14 protein-coding genes are annotated in these 19,640 nt (G+C 54.3%); 9 read left to right on the top strand and 5 right to left on the bottom strand.

Annotated elements, in window-relative coordinates; translation table 11 throughout:
- Nucleotides 1-72 precede the first annotated feature (72 nt).
- The 8 genes from ACI2KA_RS16935 (at nucleotide 73) to ACI2KA_RS16970 (ending at nucleotide 12,472) form a co-directional block, all read left to right on the top strand.
- Nucleotides 73-897 (top strand): ABC transporter ATP-binding protein, encoded by an 825-nt coding sequence (locus ACI2KA_RS16935; RefSeq protein WP_404503625.1) that lies wholly within the window; start codon nucleotides 73-75, stop codon nucleotides 895-897.
- The gene (locus ACI2KA_RS16940; protein ID WP_404503626.1) at nucleotides 894-1,937 is read left to right on the top strand and encodes a FecCD family ABC transporter permease; all 1,044 of its coding nucleotides are present in this window, start codon (nucleotides 894-896) and stop codon (nucleotides 1,935-1,937) included. The genes ACI2KA_RS16935 and ACI2KA_RS16940 overlap by 4 nt, the downstream gene beginning before the upstream one ends.
- Nucleotides 1,934-2,974: a FecCD family ABC transporter permease gene (locus tag ACI2KA_RS16945; RefSeq protein ID WP_404503627.1), complete on the top strand. Its 1,041-nt coding sequence runs from the start codon at nucleotides 1,934-1,936 to the stop codon at nucleotides 2,972-2,974. Before ACI2KA_RS16940 ends, ACI2KA_RS16945 begins: the two co-directional genes overlap by 4 nt.
- A 7-nt stretch (nucleotides 2,975-2,981) precedes the next feature.
- On the top strand, nucleotides 2,982-3,944 hold the full coding sequence (locus ACI2KA_RS16950) for an ABC transporter substrate-binding protein (RefSeq protein WP_404503628.1): 963 nt from the start codon (nucleotides 2,982-2,984) through the stop codon (nucleotides 3,942-3,944).
- Between the two features lie 97 nt (nucleotides 3,945-4,041).
- Nucleotides 4,042-4,938, top strand: a complete 897-nt coding sequence (locus ACI2KA_RS16955) for a MurR/RpiR family transcriptional regulator (protein WP_404503641.1) — start codon at nucleotides 4,042-4,044, stop codon at nucleotides 4,936-4,938.
- A gap of 183 nt (nucleotides 4,939-5,121) precedes the next feature.
- The gene (locus tag ACI2KA_RS16960) at nucleotides 5,122-6,192 is read left to right on the top strand and encodes a mannose-1-phosphate guanylyltransferase/mannose-6-phosphate isomerase (RefSeq protein WP_404503629.1); all 1,071 of its coding nucleotides are present in this window, start codon (nucleotides 5,122-5,124) and stop codon (nucleotides 6,190-6,192) included.
- Nucleotides 6,193-6,374: 182 nt separating this feature from the next.
- Nucleotides 6,375-11,222 carry an FkbM family methyltransferase gene (locus ACI2KA_RS16965; protein WP_404503630.1) on the top strand — a complete coding sequence of 1,616 codons (4,848 nt, stop codon included), beginning with the start codon at nucleotides 6,375-6,377 and terminating at the stop codon, nucleotides 11,220-11,222.
- A gap of 11 nt (nucleotides 11,223-11,233) precedes the next feature.
- Nucleotides 11,234-12,472 (top strand): class I SAM-dependent methyltransferase, encoded by a 1,239-nt coding sequence (locus tag ACI2KA_RS16970; RefSeq protein ID WP_404503631.1) that lies wholly within the window; start codon nucleotides 11,234-11,236, stop codon nucleotides 12,470-12,472.
- A 640-nt stretch (nucleotides 12,473-13,112) separates the two neighbouring features.
- Here the strand turns inward: ACI2KA_RS16970 and ACI2KA_RS16975 are convergent.
- The 5 genes from ACI2KA_RS16975 to ACI2KA_RS16995 form a co-directional block, all read right to left on the bottom strand.
- Nucleotides 13,113-14,036: an FkbM family methyltransferase gene (locus ACI2KA_RS16975; protein WP_404503632.1), complete on the bottom strand. Its 924-nt coding sequence runs from the start codon at nucleotides 14,034-14,036 to the stop codon at nucleotides 13,113-13,115.
- A 59-nt stretch (nucleotides 14,037-14,095) separates the two neighbouring features.
- Nucleotides 14,096-15,559, bottom strand: coding sequence for a glycosyltransferase family 4 protein (locus ACI2KA_RS16980; RefSeq protein ID WP_404503633.1), 1,464 nt, complete (start codon nucleotides 15,557-15,559; stop codon nucleotides 14,096-14,098).
- A gap of 236 nt (nucleotides 15,560-15,795) precedes the next feature.
- A complete protein-coding gene (locus ACI2KA_RS16985) occupies nucleotides 15,796-16,791 on the bottom strand; it encodes a GDP-mannose 4,6-dehydratase (protein ID WP_404503634.1) in 996 nt (331 codons plus the stop codon).
- 2 nt (nucleotides 16,792-16,793) lie between these two features.
- Nucleotides 16,794-17,765 carry a GDP-mannose 4,6-dehydratase gene (gene gmd, locus ACI2KA_RS16990; protein ID WP_404503635.1) on the bottom strand — a complete coding sequence of 324 codons (972 nt, stop codon included), beginning with the start codon at nucleotides 17,763-17,765 and terminating at the stop codon, nucleotides 16,794-16,796.
- 167 nt (nucleotides 17,766-17,932) lie between these two features.
- Nucleotides 17,933-19,210, bottom strand: coding sequence for a glycosyltransferase family 4 protein (locus ACI2KA_RS16995; protein WP_404503636.1), 1,278 nt, complete (start codon nucleotides 19,208-19,210; stop codon nucleotides 17,933-17,935).
- Between the two features lie 321 nt (nucleotides 19,211-19,531).
- Here ACI2KA_RS16995 and ACI2KA_RS17000 point away from each other — a divergent pair.
- The coding region (locus ACI2KA_RS17000) for a sugar phosphate nucleotidyltransferase (protein ID WP_404503642.1) at nucleotides 19,532-19,640 on the top strand (109 nt) is incomplete at its 3' end.

A 19,640-nucleotide genomic window follows, 5' to 3' on the forward strand; every position in this document is an offset into this window, starting at 1 on the left:
TTCGCAGCCCATATACTTGACTACTACAGTCATCAATAATTCTGGTGGCGGTTCATACGAACGGGGACGATCTTGAGCATCGGCGACAAATCCATAAGCGCGGACACGAGGCTTGCGGCACAGGCGATCGAGCTTGCCTATGGCGACCGGCCTGCGCTGGCCGAGACGTCGATCGATATCGCGCCGAACCGCTTCACCGTTCTGCTCGGCCCGAACGGCTCGGGAAAATCCACGCTGCTTTCCGCGCTCGCCCGCCTGCACCGGCCGAACCGTGGCCACGTCCTTCTCGATGGCCGCGACATCTTTCGCCATCCGACACGGGACGTGGCGCGCAGGCTCGGCATGCTGGCGCAGCAGAACCACACGCCGGAAGGGCTTTCGGTTGTCGATCTCGTCTCCCGCGGCCGTTATCCCCATCAGGGTTTTCTGAAACAATGGAGCGAAGACGACGCCCGCGCAGTGGAGCAGGCGCTGTCGGTAACGGGCATGTCAGGGCTGGCGGAAAGAGCCGTCGACAGTCTTTCCGGCGGCCAGCGCCAGCGTGCCTGGATCGCCATGGCGCTGGCGCAGCAGACCGATATCATTCTGCTGGACGAACCCACCACCTATCTGGATCTGCACCATCAGATAGAGGTGCTGGACATGCTGGCCGATCTCGTCACGCACCATGACCGCACGATCGTGGCGGTGCTGCATGACATCAACCTTGCCCTGCAATATGCCGATCAGCTGATCTTCCTGAAGGATGGGCGACTGCGGCACCGGCTGGAAACGGCCGCGGCCTGCGATGCCGGCATTATCGCGGATGTGTTCGATATGCCTGTCGCCCAGCTCACCCATCCGGTCACGGCCCGGCCGGTGTTTCTTCCCCTGCCCGGACGGACCGGCGCGGCATGATGCCCGGCACCACCAGCAATACCCTGCCGACCCTGCGGATGCAGGCCTGTGGCCGGGCGGCTGCCGCAGCGCTCTTGCTGCTGCTCGCGATCCTGCTTTTGACACTGGCGCATATTGCCACCGGCCCGCGCCCGGTCGCACCCCATGTCCTGCATGAGCTGATATTTTCCTACGATGCCCGCAGTTTCGACCAGCAGGTCCTGCTGCGGCTGCGGCTTCCCCGCCTGCTGGCGGCGCTGCAGGCTGGCGCCTGCCTTGGCATGGCCGGGCTTCTTTTGCAGACGCTGCTGCGAAACCCGCTCGGCGAACCGCATATTCTCGGCCTGAATGCCGGCGCGAGCCTGGCCGTCGTCGCGGCGACGGTCACGCCGCTCGGGCTGATTGCCACGCCGGCGCTGCGGCCGTTGCTGGCGGCCACGGGAGCGGGCATCAGCTTTTCGCTCGTTCTTCTGCTCGCCTCGTCCGGGCGGCAGGGGCTGACAGCGGCGAAACTCATCTTTTGCGGCATCGCGCTTTCCACACTTGCGGGAACGCTGACCTCCGCCATCCTCATTCTCAACGAAGAAACATTGCAGCAGATGCGCTTCTGGCTGGTGGGCGACACTGCCGGCGTTTCGATGACGGCCGTGGCCGCCGCCCTGCCGGCAGCCGGCATTGCGCTCATCGTCGCCGTTGCCGTTGCGCCGCGGCTCGATCTTCTGGCGCTGGGCGACAACATCGCCGCGACGCTTGGCGTATCCGTCGGCGCAACCCGGGTCCTGGCGCTCGTCTCGATCTCGCTGTTTTGCGGCGCGTCCATCGCCATCGTCGGCCCGATCGGTTTTGTCGGGCTTGTGGTGCCGCCGCTTGTCGCGCGCCTGAGGACAGGACGGCTTCTGCTGGCGCTTCCGCTCGCGGCGCTTGGCGGTGCTGCGCTGCTCATCGCCGCCGACCTTGCCGCCCGGCTGATCCTTTCGCCGAAGGAACTGCCGACAGGTGCGATGACCGGACTTGTCGGCGCGCCGGTCTTTCTCTGGCTGGTGCGCAGGGTGCTGAAATGAACCGTTACCGCGTTGTCCGGCTGGCGCATTTCTCCATCCGTTTCGTGCCGTTGCGGCTCGCCATTCTGCTGGCGCTGTTCCTCTGCCTCGCGCTTGTCGCCGTGGGATCGCTGACCGCCGGCAGCCAGCATATCCCAGCTGCCGCGTTTTGGTCTCTCGCAACCGGGGCCGGCGCCGATCCCGCCTTGGCAGACGCCGCCGTGGTTCTCGACTTCCGGCTGTCGCGTCTCGCGCTTGCGGTGGTGGCCGGCGCCATGCTCGGCATTGCCGGCGCCATCATGCAGGCCACAACCCGCAACGGCCTTGCCGATCCCGGCCTGCTCGGCGTGCGGGAAGGCGCATCGCTTGCCGTGCTGGGCTGCCTGTTCCTGCTGCCTTCCCTGCCGGTGATGTTGCGTCCCGCCGCCGGTATCGCAGGGGGAATGGCAAGCGCTGCGATGATTCTGAGCCTTTCCGGCCCGACCTCGCGCCTGCGTTTCGTGCTGACCGGCATCGGCTTTTCATGGTTTCTGTCAGCTTTGCTGCTTATCCTGATGGCATCGCTCGATATTCGCAACCTGCAGACGGCGATGATCTGGATGGCGGGAAACCTGCAGGCGGCAAGCTGGAGCGCCGTTGTCGTTCTTTCCGTCATCCTCGCCATCGCCATCGGTCTTCTCGTCCTGACCTCCCGCGCCGCCGATGCGCAGGCGCTCGGCGACCGTGCCGCGGCGGCGCTGGGCGTCCATAACCGCCGGCTTTCGGCCCTGCATGTCGCGCTTGCGGTCATTCTCACCGCATCCTGCATTTCCTTCACCGGCAGTATCGGTTTTGTCGGCCTGATCGGCCCGCATATCGCCCGGCTTCTGTTACCCGGCGGCTCCCATCTCGGAAGGATCGCCGGCGCGGGCCTGGCGGGAGCAACGCTTGTGGCATCGGCCGACACCATTGCCCGCACCGCCTTTTCACCGCTGGAGCTGCCGACCGGTATCGTTCTTTCCGCCGTCGGCGCCCCCACCCTTCTCGCCCTCCTCTGGTTTCACCGGCATCGCCTATAGGTCCTCCATGCGCAAACCGCTTCTCGCCCTTCTTTCCGCCGCCGGGCTTTTCATCGGCGCAACCACGGCCCATGCGGACGAAGCCCGCCGCAGCTTTACCGACGATCTCGGCCGCAATGTTTCCATTCCCGCAAAACCGAAACGCATCGTAACGCTGCACGACATCGACCTCACCATACCGCTGATCGAACTCGGCGTGATGCCGGTGGGCAGCCACGGCCGCATGGGGGCGGATGGCAAGGCCTATCTGCGCTCCAGCGCCATCCTGACTGGGATCGACTTCGACAATAGCGACATCACCTATATCGGCTCCATCAATGCCGATCTCGAGGCGATCGTCGCCCTCAAGCCCGACCTGATCCTCACCGAACCGGACCGCCCCACCCCCATCGCAAAACTGGAGCAGATCGCCCCGACCGTCGCCATCGACAATACCAAGGACGGCGCGCCGCATATTTACAAGGTGCTTGCCGACCTCACCGGCACGCAACGGCGCCTTGCCATTCTGGACCGGCGCTACCGGGCGCAGATCGAGGCGCTGAAAGCGTCGGTCGATACCGGCGCGACGACGGTTTCGGTATTTCAGCCGCTCAACGGCAAGATCAGCGTCTACCACACCTATCGGGCGCTCGGGCGGGTGCTGCGCGATGCGGGGTTCAGGTTCCCGGCCATCATCGACGCCATACCGGAAGGCGATCGCATCGAGATCAGCGCGGAACGGCTGCCGGAACTCGACGCCGATATCATCTTCGATCCCTACCGTTCCGATACAGGCGCGTCGCCACAGGCGGAAATCGACATGATGGAAGCGGTAATGCCAGGCTTTTGCAATTTCCTCGAGGCCTGCCGCAGGGGTCGTTACGTTCTCCTGCCGCGCGAGGAAGCGATCTCCAACTCCTATGCCGCACTCAGCCTCATGATCGCCGCCGTCCAGTCACATCTCACCGCCAGACCGGCAGCGGAAAAATAGGGGATGCGACCTGCGCCGACAAAAGCGCTTGCCTGCGGGCGCGGCGCGCTGCTAATCGGTGAAGAAGAGTATGAAACTCATCTTCACGGATACATCCATGGCGGCTGGCGAAACGCAGACATCAAGGCTTCGGCGCATCGACCGGTTCGGCGATCAGCTGCGCAAGCGCCGCGACCGGCTGTCACCCGGTCTGCTTGCCGTTGCCGAATATATTGACGGCCATCGCCATGCCGTTCTCGGCAAATCGGCGCTGGAAATCGGTTTCGAGACCAAAACCTCCGATGCAACCGTCATCCGCGCCATCCAGGCGCTCGGTTTTCAGGGGCTGGTCGATCTGAAGGAAACGCTGGAAGCCTATCTCGGCGTGACCGACTCACCGGTGGAAAAAATGGCGGCCACGACCAAATCGATGTCCGGCAATTCGGATGCCGCCATCGATTTCGTCCTCGAAAACCAGAAGAACACGCTGGAAATGCTTGCCAACGCCGAGAACCGCGAAGCCATGGCCGCCGCCGTGCGGCTTCTTTCGCAAGCGCGCGGCATCGGCGTGCTCGGCATCGGCGCTTCCGGCATCATCGCCACCTATGCGGCCCGGCTGTTCCAGCGTTCCGGCGTCCGCTCCTATGCGCTGAACGCCACCGGCATCGCCCTCGCCGAACAGCTGCTCGACCTTGAAAACGGCCATGTCCTCATCATGCTGCTGCACGGCCGCGCCCACCGCGAAGCCCAGACCGCCATCACCGAGGCAGGCCGCCTCGACATCCCCATCATCATGCTGCTCGGCCAGGAAGACAGCGTACTCAGAAAACACGCCAATGCCTGCCTCTTCCTGCCCCGCGCCAAAACGGAAGGCGTGGCGCTGCACGCCCCTTCCCTGATCGCGATGGAAACCCTCGCACTCGCCCTCTCCGGCGCCCGCCCGGACCGAAGCCTGGAGACGCTGGAACGGCTGGTGGAACTGAGAACGTCGATCAGGCCGCATAAGCGGACCTAGTTCGGAAACATTCAATAACGTCTGGAAATATTCAGCCCCGGTGCGCTTAGGTCCTGCAACCATTTGACGTCTGCACAGTTGCTTCAATGGTGCAGACGTGGATATCTGTTTGCCGCGTTCTTATAAGTTAGAGATCACCGAGCAACCATAGAGTTCTGCGCCAGGAATACATCAAGGGCTTATATGAAAGATAAGGTTGTTCCCATTCTCCTCGCGGGTGGCGTTGGCTCTCGTCTCTGGCCGGCATCCAGAGACAATTTGCCTAAACAATTCCAACGTCTCATCGGGTCACATTCGACCTACCAGGAAACACTCAAACTCGTGGCCGATCCAACAACATATCGCTTGCCGATTGTTATCACCAATGGAAACCAAGCAAGGCTGGCCGAAACACAGGCCGAGGCGTTAGAGCAAAAAGTCAGCATTCTACTCGAACCTTCGCAAAGAGACAGCGCCGCAGCGGTCGCGATTGCAGCATTGGTGGCCGAAGATCGCTGCCCCGGTTCCATTGCACTGGTGCTGGCGACGGATCACATCATCTGGGATGAAGAGGGGTTTTCCAATTGTGTCGGCGCCGGGATCGAGGTCGCGAGATCGGGGAAAATCGTTGTTTTCGGACTTGAGCCGACCGAACCACGCACAAGCTATGCGTATATAAGAGCCGGACAGCCACTCAAAGAGTTTCCTGACATTGCAACCGTAGAGACTTTTGTCGAAAAACCTAACTTAGAACTTGCCTTGGAATACATGCAGAAGGGCTATTTGTGGAATTCCGGCAATTACATGTTCAGGTCGGACATCATAATATCCGAATTCGGTATTTACGCGCCCGACATCCTGAGCGCCGCCAGGAATTCCTTGCAAAAATCCAACTTAGACGGCGCCTTCATCCAGCTGGATAAAGTAGAATTTGAGAAATCACCGAAGAAATCACTGGACGTTGCTTTGATCGAGCGCTCAAATGCTGTCGTTGTGGTTACCGGCAAATTCCGTTGGTCTGATATTGGATCCTGGGACACAATTTGGGCCGCGTCCCCAAAAGACGACAGCGGAAACGTGGCAATGGGAAATGCGACAATACATGAATCAGCAGGGTGTCTTGTCCATTCACAGGGAATACACACTGCAATAATAGGCCTTGAGAACATAATTACCATTTCAACGCCAGACGAGGTATTGGTGGTATCAAAGGACAAGGCTCAAGACGTCAAACGGCTTGTGGAAAAATTGAGGGAAAAATCACCGATAAAATAGCAGATACATCCAAACACATGAAAGCATGTTAAGGCGGTTTTTCCGCATGGAAATATTCGCTGCTGGCGCTTCTTTTGAAAAAAGAACAGGGGCATGTTTCCTGGCCAAGGGGATCAATCTTCCTTGCTCCCACGCGTTTCAACGCGAAGTAGAATGAATGTGAAGTCTAGAAGGAGTGGCTAGTGCTGATATCTTATGCGCAAAATGGTGAAGATATTCTATTGTGGAGAGCATTGAACCAAATTGCCGCAGGCTTCTATGTCGACGTTGGAGCAAACGACCCTGAAGAGGATTCCGTTACAAAGCTTTTTTATGACAAAGGCTGGACGGGAATAAATATCGAACCCTCCTCCGAGGTTTTCGGCCACCTGAATTCAGCTCGGCCGCGTGACATCAATCTGCGATGTCTCGTCGGCGCAGAGGATCGTGAGCAGACCTTTTATGAAACAACAACAAGAGGCTGGGGCACCTCAGCCAGTGACGTTGGCGAAAAATATGTCGAGCAGGGTCTGGCGGAGCGGATCACGCTGCCGCAAAAGTCGCTGAATTCCATCCTGTCGGACCATGGCGATCGCGACATTCATTTCCTGAAAATCGACGTGGAAGGAGCCGAAGGCGAGGTTCTGCGAGGCCTCGATCTCAAGCGCTTCAAACCGTGGATATTGGTCGTGGAAGCACTGGACCCTATCGACAATCTCCCGAGAACCGAGGGATGGGAAGAAAACGTCCTTTCCTGCGGCTATAAGAAAGTCTTCTTCGACGGTCTCAATAATTATTATTTACACGAAGATCATTCAGACCTGGAACGGTTTCTCTCGACGCCGGCAAATGTTCTTGACAATTACCAGATAAATTCCCTGCGCAAGTCGCTTTTGAACGCGCAATCGAAAAATGATCAAATTGCCGACCTGATTTCGCGCGTGGATGCCCAGAACACTCAAATTTCTTGGCTGTCCCAAAAATCCGAACAGTTAAACGGGTTGATTTCCAGCCATAGAAAAGATTTCGCAAGCGATGCTCCGGACAAAACTATCCGCCTCAAAGTAGCGATCCCCGACATGGAGGGAGAGAGGGAAACCAAGCTTTATCTCACCGTGCATAGGGAGAGCGGCATAGTTGGTGTCGAGCCAATAAAATTCAAGCTTCGCGATATCTGGCCGAAATCTGTTAAACGTGCGGTTCATGCGACATGGGACCCCCTGCGAGATTTCGTCCGCAAGGGAACAATCATTCCCAGCCGTAAAATCTGGCCAGCCTCACTCAAAAAAGCTTTTCACGCCACCTGGGATCCTGCAAGGGATTTCATCCGCTACGGACAATACAACCGCCTTCTCGTCTCAAGTCGCAAAATCTGGCCACGCCCAATAAAGCGTGCGTTCCACGCAACGTGGGACCCGGCAAGAGATTTCGTGCGCGAGGGGCCGCTGCATGAAATGCTCGTTGCCGCCCGCCGAATTTGGCCTAAGCCAGTCAAGCGTGCCTTCCACGCCACATGGGATCCGATCAAGACGTCCCTGCGAAAGCCGATTGTCGAAAAATCGACGCCAGTGGCACCTGTCCGTCGCTCGAGAACACTCCGATCAGTGGCAAAAGGAAATGACCCGGTCATCTTCCTGTTTGTGGGCCAAACAGTAAATTGCAACATTAATACGGGCGTTCAGCGAGTTGTTCGCGGCCTTGCGTCCGGTCTTATCAGATCAGGAAAAACCGTTCGCTTCATCAAGTGGGATGAATCAACAGCGCAATGTATCCTCATCGATCGCCAGGAGCGGGAAGTCCTTGCGCTCTGGGAAGGGCCGCCAATCACGCCCTCGGAAGAAACATTTTATGAAAGCGACAGCCAGTCGATTGTGCTCCTGAATAAAACGGAGTTTCAGCAAGGGTGGCTCATCATACCTGAGGTGATGCATTTAGATGCGCGTGACGACTTAGCACTGAACGTCACATTCTGGGCGCATCGCAACAACCTGAAGGTCGGCTCAATCTTCTATGATGCGATACCGTTGAAAAGTCCGGAGTGGGCACATATTGCGCCGGCGCATCAAAGATACATGTCGCACCTGCGTTTATCCGACGCCGTTTGGCCGATTTCAAACTGGTCCGGAAAGGATCTCGTCGCGTTCTGGCACAGCTACGACAAGGCAGACGCCGATACGATTCCAGTATGTGAGCCCCTGGACTTGCCGGGATCGTCTTCAAGTCACCTCCGTGTATCCGACCGGACGCCTTCGGACGAGCAACTGATTGCATGTATTGGCACGATCGAACCTAGAAAGAACCAGCTCGCACTCGTAGACGCGTTTCGCACCTACAAAGATCAGCATCCGGAAAGTGACTGGAAGCTTGTTCTCGTGGGTAATCTGCATCCTCTATGCGCCGAACAGATCAACGCGGCTGTGAAGGACGGGATCATCGAGCACCACGGACATGTATCGGAAGACGCTCTTTCGGAACTCTATTCAAAGTGCGCTTTCACAGTATTCCCCTCTAAAGAGGAAGGTTTCGGCCTGCCTATTCTGGAAAGTCTCTGGTATGCGAAACCCTGCATATGTGCCGATTTCGGCGCCATGGCCGAGGTGGCGCAAGGGGGAGGCTGCCTTACCCTGGACGTGACAAATCCCAAGGAGATAGGCGCTGCCCTGTCGAAGCTCATTAACGATCGCGAGCTTCGACAGAAACTCATCGACGAGGCCATTAGCCGGGAAATCTCCAACTGGGACCAGTACGCAGCGCGCATTCTTCAGAATATCTCGCGCTTCGCCGTGCCCTGGTCTCAGAGAGGCAAGGTCTTTTTCTGGGTCGATTCAACAGCATCATTTCCCAAGAACACCGGGATACAACGTGTTACCCGACAGCTTGCGCGTGCTCTTTGCGAAAATGGCGCGGATGTCGTGCCGGTCAAATGGGACGTCGCCGCGCGAAAATTTGTGCCGGCAAATACTGACGATCTTGCACATCTGGCCGAATGGAACGGTCCCAAGGCCAGTGACTGGGGCGAATGGGAAGAGCCACAGGGAATAGAATACGGCTGGTTCATCATGCCTGAACTGCCCTTAAACTTTTCACCCGACGATCAGATGGCGATTCTGAAAGCAGCGCAGGACGGAGGACTGAAAGCGGCTGCAATTTTTTATGATGCGATCCCCTGGAAGATGACCGAGATTTATCCCGAGCATTATGCTCAGGCGCACGCCGCCTATATGAGGGTCCTGGCGGCATATGATGCTATCCTTCCGATTTCAAATCACAGCGCGCAGGATTTTCTGTCATTTTTAGGGACCGACATGGAGCGCCCTTCGGGGATAGATTTCCGAGTGCGTCCAATATTGTTGCCAAACGAGTTCACGGAAACGCCTCGCGTCAAACAGATTGAGCCCACCCAAGCCTCCGTCGATGGACGTCTGACCATATTGAGTGTCGGAACCGTGGAGCCGCGGAAGAACCATCTCAAACTTGTTGAAGCCTTTAAATTGGCACGGGCAAATGCCCCTTGCCCTCTTCGACTTGTCATTGTCGGACGAGAGGATACGAGCGCTTATGGAGACAAGTTTAAAGCCGCCATCAACGGCCAGGCGGACATTATCTGGGATGAAGATGCGAACGACGAAAAGTTGCATCAACTTTTCAAAGAGTGTGACTTCACAGTGTATCCCTCGATCGAGGAAGGCTATGGCCTGCCTATCGTTGAAAGTCTTTGGCTGGGAAAACCCTGCATATGCGCCAATTCCGGTGCAATGGCCGAGGTCGCAAATGCAGGATGCTTGACTGTTGATGTCAACGACCCGCAAAAAATGGCCGACGCAATCCTTAGGATGTGTGCCACGGGGACGAGGAACGAACTTGCGGCCGAAGCAATTTCTTCACCTGTGACGAGTTGGAGAGATTATGCCTTCAACGTCGCAAACCAGCTCGCGAGCATATGCGCACCGCCGTCCCTGAACGACGTACCCGATGCACACGAAATTTCAGAGCGCACCAGCCCTATGCTTTTGAAGCCGCGTCCCAAGCTTTCAATTTGCATCAGTACTTATAATCGGGCGGAGTGGCTCGCGGTCAACCTGAAAAACTGGGCAAGACTTTACCCTGAACCTCTCAAGGGCGTTGAATTTTTTGTCTGCGACAATACCTCGACCGATCATACACCCGAGGTCGTACAGCCCTATTTGTCGCGAACTGATTTCACCTATCGCCGTAACCCCGAAAACGTGGGGATGCTTGGCAATCTCCGCGTTACGGCAAACCACGCAAATGGCGACTATATCTGGATTCTCGGCGACGACGATCTCATATATCCCGACGCCGTCGAGCGCGTTCTCGCAGCAATCGATAAAGAGCCAGATATCGGGCTCGTTTATTTGAACTATGCTTATACGCATCTCGAAGATGCGCGAAAAATTACGGATTTTGAGGAGTTCTTCCAGAACTCAACACCAATCGTCCCACCAGAGGAAGACAGGATCGGCCTGATCAAGGACATCTGTACACGTAACGAAAACTTCTTCACCGCCATCTATACCCTGGTTTTCCGACGGGATCACGCGATCAATGCTTACTCGCAAAACACCGACGGCAGACCATTTTCAACCATGCTGACAGCCATTCCCACTACTTTTTACGTCCTCAATCACATGATGGAAGCCAAGGGTGTGTGGTTGGGAAACCCGGCGCTCGTGGTCAACCTTAACGTTTCCTGGATGAAATACGCGCCCCTGTGGATTCTTGAACGCATTCCGGAAGTCTACGAGGTGGCGGAATGGAGAGGCGCTGACCGCAGCGAAATGGATCGTTGGAGAATCCACACGCTACCGGGGGCAAAACACTTCTTTACGGAAATTCTCACCAACGATCCGCTTGACAATGGCGCATATTTCGATCCACAGCGCTTTATTAGACGCTTCAAGCACTTACAAGAATTCCAACGAATGCGCGAAGAATTGGTCGAAACCTATACAACCGCATCTTTGAACAATGTACCATGTGCATCCAAGCCGGTTTCTGCGGTATTTGCACGCAATATCAGAAATGCATGAAGGAGCTTAGAATGACAGCGTATAGTGAAATCGACAAATGCCGAGTGGGGGGACAAAAGGATCTCGTATCCGTATTAAACCTCGGCGAGCAAGCTCTGACAGGCGTCTTTCCAGCAACGAAAGAAGAAGAAGTAACCAAAGGCCCCTTGGAGCTGGTGTGGAGCCCTTCCAGCGGACTGCTTCAATTAAAGCACTCCTACGACTCCTCGGAAATGTACGGTGACAATTATGGTTATCGTTCGGGTCTGAACCAATCGATGGTGGACCATCTGAGTGCAAAGGTCGCCTATCTTGAACGTCTGGCGTCGCCAGCGCCGGGGGAGGTAATTCTGGACATCGGCAGCAACGACTGCACAACGTTGAAAGCCTATTCAACTCCTGGCCTAAAGCGCTTCGGCATTGATCCAACCGCAGCCAAATTTGCATCTTTCTACCCGGAAGAAATCCGTTTTGTTCCAGAGTTTTTTAGCGCGCAAGCTTATAAAACCCTCACGGATCGTCCGGCCAAGATCATTACTTCCATCGCGATGTTTTACGATCTGGAAGACCCCATAAAATTCGCTCGTGAAATCGAACAGGTTCTGGCAGACGACGGGATCTGGCATTTCGAACAGAGTTATATGCCGTCTATGCTGCGGTTGAATTCATATGACACCATCTGCCACGAGCATATTGAATATTATTCCCTTCAGGTTGTTGAAAAGATTCTGTCAGCCGCTGGTCTTCGAGTGATCGACGTCGTCATGAACAGCGTAAACGGTGGTAGCTTCGCCGTGACAGCTGGCAAGATTTCCAACCAGAGTCTAAAGCGAAACGATGCGGTTATTAATTGGCTGCTTGAACAAGAAGACAGGATGGGTCTGTCTACACCACGTCCATATCGTGATTTCGAGGAGCGTGTATTCCGCCATCGGGATGATTTGAGCCGTCTTGTTCGCAGTCTGGTCGCCGATGGGAAAACAGTCTTGGGGTACGGAGCCTCCACGAAAGGAAACGTAGTACTTCAGTTCTGCGGCCTCACTTCCAAGGAAATTCCAGCGATTGCCGAGGTGAACAAGGAGAAATTCGGTAAGTTCACCCCTGGAACCCATATACCGATCATCTCCGAAGCGGAAGCGAGAGCGATGAAACCTGATTATTTCCTCGTTTTGCCTTGGCATTTCAAAGACGGTATTCTTCGCCGTGAGAAACAGTATCTAACCGACGGCGGAAAATTCATCTTTCCGTTCCCGGAAGTCGAAATCATATAAAACGCTGGCCAGGCTGATTTCATTCATCATCTTCCCTCCTCGTGCAGGAGGGAAGATTGGCAAGTCAGCGCCGACATCGCCTTGGATGGCCTGAACAACTGTGTTCTTAAAACAATTGAAAGCGTTCGCAAAGACGGAGTGAATTTTGTGTCTGCTAGGCGAACAAGAACGGCGTAAACAATGCTTTCAAACATCCTGCCAGCCAAACTGAGCGACTAATCCAGCATCATGCACTTTGCGTCACGACTGGAGTGGAGGCAGCGACGGTCCGGTAAGAGGCTCCGATGCAACGGCGTTTGCATCACGTCCCGCTGCTCCGACCCGTTAAAACTGAACCTTTGATAGCTGAAATTTTGAGGGTTGATTTCCTCGCCGGAAACCGACCAAGGGCTGATGTCATCAAAGTCTGGCGATGTGCGGAAAGCATTGTTTCAGAGGCAAGACGACGACATCAATCTGCTCACTTGTCGTCAACACAATAGTCCTCATTCGGCCATAGCATACCACAATCCCGACTGCCCCTTGATGCCCCTCCGTCATCACGAACAGAATCAGAAAAATCCGGCCAAGATCGAAGGACGCCGGTCGCGCACAAGCAGAACAAAACCAAAAATATATTGCCCGAAGACAAAGGCCATAATTACAAAAATTGGTTGGCGAGAAGACGCTCCGCCAGGCCATTTTTTCCGTAAACATATGTTGCGATCACGGCCTGCGCAATCTTGTCGCTACCATTTGCATTGCTTCGGAAGAAAACAGCATCCCCCCAACCGAGACGCTCCTTAAAACCGTGTCCCACGTAGGCGTATCGGCACTCGGCTGTAAAGTCCACAAATATGAAGCCATGCTCCCTTAGGAAGAGCTCAACATCAGAAAAGAGAGGCTGGCCATCGTAGATCGGAGCAAACTCCACTTCACAGTGAATGACATTCGTGCGCTTCAAAACGTCCACACCGCCCTTCAGGGCCTTCAATTCCATCCCCTGAATATCCAATTTCAGAAAATCGACAACGGGGACATCGGATAAAACATTGTCCAGTGTTGAAGTGGAAACAGGCTGGGTATCGACCGTTTCAAGTGTTTCCAAGTGCTCCAGATGGGCATTGAGGTTTCTGTTGAGGGGCAATAATGACGAAGTTGCATCATCATTGTTGACGTAGAATGTCTGCAAGCTTCCATCCCCGATAAAGTCAGGGAAAAGCTGCAAATCAGGGTCGTCCGCCATCATCTCAGCGCGTCTATGCTCCAGCGGCTCGAAACCGATACATCTATGCGACACTCCCGATTTTCGCAGAGGAGTATAGATATGGTCCTCACTCACCAGCTTCTGGGCGCCCACATCGACGATTACGAGTTCGCGATCCACGATCGGCATCTCTATAGGGCTCGGCCGCATCTGCTGCGCTTGGCGATGCTGATACTCCGCACTTCCAACCAACGCAGTAACGACTTCAGACAATCCTTCCTGTTGAGCAACAGCGGTAAAATGTTCAAGGCCGGCTGCATCCGGTGCTCGGCCGAGCAGTCCATGATATAAGGCCGTTACATAAGAACTCAGATCCACAGAAACCTCCGATGCAAATCGAACTGCCAACGCAAAATTGAAAGAGGGCACAACTCTTTTCAGCTCGTGACCTTATCGGTAAGGCCAAGAATATGGAGCAAATCGCTGCATACCTCCTCCCAATTACGCATTTTAGCGGTGGAGATACTCTTTTCTAATTCATGGAGGCGCTGCGGGTCATTGATAAGACGACCACAAGCAGCAGCGATACTCTCTATCGAAGTCGCGTCGCAATATTCGACATACTCCCCTCCCACCTCCGGCAGGGAGCTATTATTGGCGACAACGGCGGTTTTCCCGTAGGAAAGCGCCTCCCCGACCGGCAACCCCCAACCCTCGTAAAGGCTCGCCATGATCGAAAACTTGCAGTTTCTGTACAGGAACGCCAATTCGCTATCGCTCGGCGCCTCGACCACTTGAATCCACCCGTTGAGATTCCCCGTACCTTTCAGGAAATTTTCAAACGCCTCAATGTGCCACCCTTTTCTACCAGCGAATACAAGCCGTGGCAGGTCATAGTTTCCGTCTTGAAGCAAGCGCTGCCAACTCTGAGCAATACGCCACACATTCTTCCGCGCTTCAATCGTTCCGGCACATAAGACATAGGGAACAGTCGCCACATTGCGTACATCGTCGGAAATCTCGGCCACCTCGTATAACCACGGATATGCATCCTTGTTGACGCGGGTGGACATCGGCCCAAGCGCCTCGGCGGAGATTTTTTTATCTATGCCTTGCTGCACCAGCGATAAGACTTCTACCTCGCGCTCGTAACCGTATTTCGCCAAAAAAACCTGAAGATCCCTCTTGGTAGCATTGCTGATACAAAGGTATTTCGAGGTGTATTCCACGCTGTTTGCGAGCCACTTATGGAAAATAAGAGGCATCATTCCATGTGTCGTCTGCGGCAGCAGGATGGGAATAAGATCATAGACGAGCGTATAACAAATGACGCCTTTTTCCTTAGCAGCGGAAAATGTTCTCTCATGCAGAGGTAACCACGAGCTATCGAGATTGACCAACGCATCCCCCGGGCGACACATCGCCAGAAAACTCTTTCTTGCCGTCTCCTTTCGAACTCTTTTGTCTTTCGGAAACCGCATCTCCAGCCAACGCTCAGGCGTTATGTTGTAGCGTAAGAACGAACTTTTCGAGCCGAGGAAAGCCAGAACATCCAGCCTCGTCCTATGGAAATAATATTTCGCTACACTCGAATTATATTTTGAGATTACATTAATCTCGGCAGAATTTCGTGCTTTCCCGATCTTCAGCGCACCTCGAAGCGATCGAGGGTCATCAAAGTTCGCTATATCAAAGTCACTGAAAGATATGCATACATATTTTTTACTTACGCCCTCATGAAAACATAAATAAAATTCGGCATCTGAAGCCCTATGCCCGAGCTCGGTTATTATATTTACGAGAACACGCTGAATTCCGGAGTATCGATCTATTTTCGAGACATAAGCCACTAAACTGGATATGTCGAAAAACACGCGCATTTTTTCATTGCCACTAGACATAATGTCCCCAAAATCATATTGGAATCAAAGTAAATTTGCACATATGGCAAGTTTACCCTTTGTCGCTTCCGCGCTTTTCTTAGGGAAAGCTCAATCCTGTCTTTCCCGGTAAATTAAATAGAACACAGAACCCACCATCCAGACAGATTCCGTTATCGACGATGACAACACTCCCATTCGAAACACAGGCAAATGGAGCGGATCTCGATCAAACCGATCTCGTCATCAGCATGAATTCAGACGCTTGCGCGCCAATAATCCAAAACTGAACGCAGCGTTGTTTCCCAAGGGATTTGTGGTGACCATTGCAGAAGACGACCAGCCTTTGCCGAACTTCCCGCAACGTAACTCACCTCACTGGCCCGCATTCTAGCGGGATCCTCGACGATCTGAATTTTCACTTGAGACATCGCAAGCAGACTCTCAAGAATATCTCCAATTCGACGCGCTGTTCCGGACGACAAATTCAATATTACGCCGCCCGCAAATCTCTCAGGAGGAGAAAGGGCCGCAGTAACATAGGCTGAAACAATATCCCGCACGTCGGTAAAATCACGGCGTGCTTCCAGATTGCCCACTTTTATAGTCGGTGGTTGCAAACCCTTTTCGATCCGCGCGATCTGGGCCGCAAAACCCGAAACCACGAAATTCTCGGCTTGTCCTGGCCCCGTGTGATTGAAAGGTCGAAACCTGACAGACTGCAGCCCGCTCTTCGCCATCTGACCAATAAAGAGATCAGCGGCCGCCTTGGATGTCGCGTATACGTTTGTCGGAGCAAGCAGGGTCTCTTCGTCCAGCGGGGCATTCGCACCGATAAAGCTGCTCCCGTAGACCTCGGAAGATCCGATATTGATGAATAAAGCCGTGGGGCAAAACTTTCGCACACTGCATGCTAGCGCAATTGTACCGTTAAGATTGACGGCAAATGTCTGCTTCGGAGAAGCGGAGGCTTCCAACACGTGAGAAACCGCAGCCAAATGTATAACCACATTTGGCCGCCATGTTTCTATCACTTCGTCGACAGCCTGCTCATCTTCGATGTCCAGCTCAATCGCAACTTCAGTCCTTTGCGATCGAGTAATGTCGCTGTTCCCACCTCCTTTGAAAGTGGAAATAATTCGAGCGGACGGCGGAAGGGCGTTCTGCAGCTCCTCCCGCAGCCAACGTCCGACAAATCCATTCGCTCCCGTTATCAAGATACAGGGATTGGAGACAGAATTCTGCTGTGCCATATTCACTTTGAAAGCCGACTGATATCCGCGTCAACCATTTCGCAAATCATTTCTTCAAGCGTGATCGTGGCTTCCCAGCCCAGCTTTTCTTTCGCTTTCTTCGGATTGCCAAGAAGAATATCAACCTCTGCCGGGCGGAACAGCTCTGGATCGATGACGAGATAGTCATCGACATTCAAACCCACGTGGCCAAAAGCGATTTTGCACATATCCCGAACAGTAACCGTGCGTCCTGTTGCGACGACATAATCGTCCGGAATCTCCTGCTGCAGCATCAGCCACATTGCGCGCACATAGTCCTTGGAGTGACCCCAGTCACGCTTTGCGTCAATGTTACCGAGACGAAGCTCGTCACGAAGCCCCAACTTGATTCTGGCCACACCATCGGTGACTTTTCGGGTCACGAACTCAATTCCGCGCAGTGGCGATTCGTGGTTAAACAGAATACCGCTGGAGGCGTGCAGACCGAAACTCTCACGATAATTGACCGTCATCCAGTGCGCATAAAGCTTTGCGACGGCATAAGGAGAACGCGGGTAAAACGGCGTTGTCTCGTTTTGCATCGCTTCTTGAATTAGGCCGTACATTTCGGAAGAAGATGCTTGATAAAAACGTGCACCCGACGCCTCAAGCCGCATTGCCTCCAGCACGTTTGCACAACCGATGCCGGTAACCTGCCCCGTAAGCAGTGGCTGGTTCCACGAGGACTTCACGAATGACTGCGCTCCAAGATTGTATATCTCGTCGGGCTGCACGTCACGCATGATACGAATTATGCTGGAGAGATCAGTGAGATTTCCATCGATAAAACGAACATCTCTATCGATATTCAACCATTTCAGGCGCGTATCGTTGACATCTGCAGTGCTGGACCGGCGCACCAAGCCATAGACTTCATACCCCTTCTCCAGCAAGAATTGCGAGAGATAGGCTCCATCTTGACCAGTTAACCCGGTTATCAACGCCTTTTTCATATTCCACCTGTACTTTAATCAACCCAGATTTTCTGGTCATCTTGCGTTGTATGCCGACACGAATTCCAAAAAATGCGCAGACAGCAATCTCTTCTATGATATTCGCCGGTATTTACCGAATCATTTTCTGTAAACGTACAGACATCCAAAATGATACCTGAAACGCCTCAGGCCGCTAAAAGCGTATTTTTCACCCCTGAAAGTATTTCAGAGGCAACATTACGCCATGTTCGCATGGAAGGTTTGCTTTCAGCAATCTTGCGGCGCATAGCTAGGTATTCCTCTTGGTTCCCCAACAACTCGCCGAGAATATCCGCCAATTCTTCCGGCTTTTCCGGATCAAAATAGCGAGCCAGATCGCCACCGGCCTCTCTTAGAGCCGGAACGTCCGCCGCCAATGCCGGGGTTCCACACCACAGGGCTTCGCTGATGGGCAGGCCCCATCCCTCCATCCGGCTGGGGAGAACAAGCGCGAAAGCGTTCCTGTATAATTCGGCGAGTTCGGCCTGGTTGGGGTTGAGTACGAAATGAAATTTTGCGGCCAGGGGCAGAAATCTCTTGTTCCTTAGAAATTTTTCCACCCGCTTGCGTCTTGCGCCCGCCAGCACGAGATTGGGCACGTCGAGCCCCCTTTCGTGGAGGGACATCATGGCTTCAACCACACATTCCAGATTTTTCCTGCCGTTATAGATTCCCACGCACAATAGATAACGCCCCGCCGGCCCGCGCTTCTCCACCGGCTCCGACGTCGGACGCAACTCGTTGCAAAGCGGCACGGCAACAACCTTCGGCACCGGCGGCAATATGTCTTTCTGCGAAAAATGCAGCACTTCCCGCGCCGTAAATTCCGAATTCGTGAGAATGAGAGACGATGCCTTGATGGCTACCTGGTTGTCATGCAGAAAGTTCTTCGGAAAAGAGAACTGGTTCCTGTGCGTGAAATCGTGCAGCGGTATCATGTCATGCAAAAGTGGAACAAACGTCACCTTCGTTCCACTGGCTTCAAGGGCCGTCAGATAGTCGGACATGATCTTGGGCCTGCCTAGCGAAACCAGCACCTGACCGGAAAGATCGACGTCTTTCGCTGCGCCATCCGGAACAGTCGCCCAACGTCGCCGGTTTCTGAAATCGACGATCTTTCGAATTGCCCAATAAACCGAAGATTTAACGGGATTATTATTGAAGAGACTTTGGCGGAGGCGAAGGGGGGTCGCAGAAGGCGGAAGATTGTGATCCAGCACCCCGGTTGGGGACGCTTCTCCAACCCTCGGAAAGACCTCGAAAAACCGACCATGATACGGCGAATATATCACGTAGCGGACGGCAGGATCCAACTTGGTCAGCTCGTAAGCGACTTCCATCACCGTCCGGGAAATGCCGTAATACTTGAATTTGACGCCGGAATTCAGAAAAAGCTCTGAAAGATCGAAAAAAACTTCAGTCATCCTTGCAGACATACCTTCATGCCCCACCAAATGGCAGTTGACGCCGATGCAGCGTTATCAAATCACCCACATCGGGGGACACGCTCCGCTTTAAACCCTTAACTTTCAAGGGAGCGGCGGAGAGATGGGCGGCTTATACAGGTGGTCCTCAATCCTTGTCAAATGCGCTCGTCACCCGTGAAAACTTCGGCAAAATCCCGCCGGGGCATGCAATGAACGGGTTCTTTCACTGTGGAAAGGCTCCCGCCGGCATTTGAAGCCTCACGCCACGTCCGATATCAAGAAAACAAGGGGGCGATAGAAAATTTGAAAGGTTCCACTTTGAACACATACGCTCGAAAGATCACACCGGTTCTGTTGGCCGGCGGTGCCGGTTCCCGTTTGTGGCCTGTTTCGCGTGACCAGCTGCCCAAGCAGTTCCAGCCGCTGG

Origin of the sequence: Agrobacterium sp. NPDC089420 (genome assembly GCF_044900305.1) — a bacterium.
Classification (GTDB): domain Bacteria; phylum Pseudomonadota; class Alphaproteobacteria; order Rhizobiales; family Rhizobiaceae; genus Agrobacterium.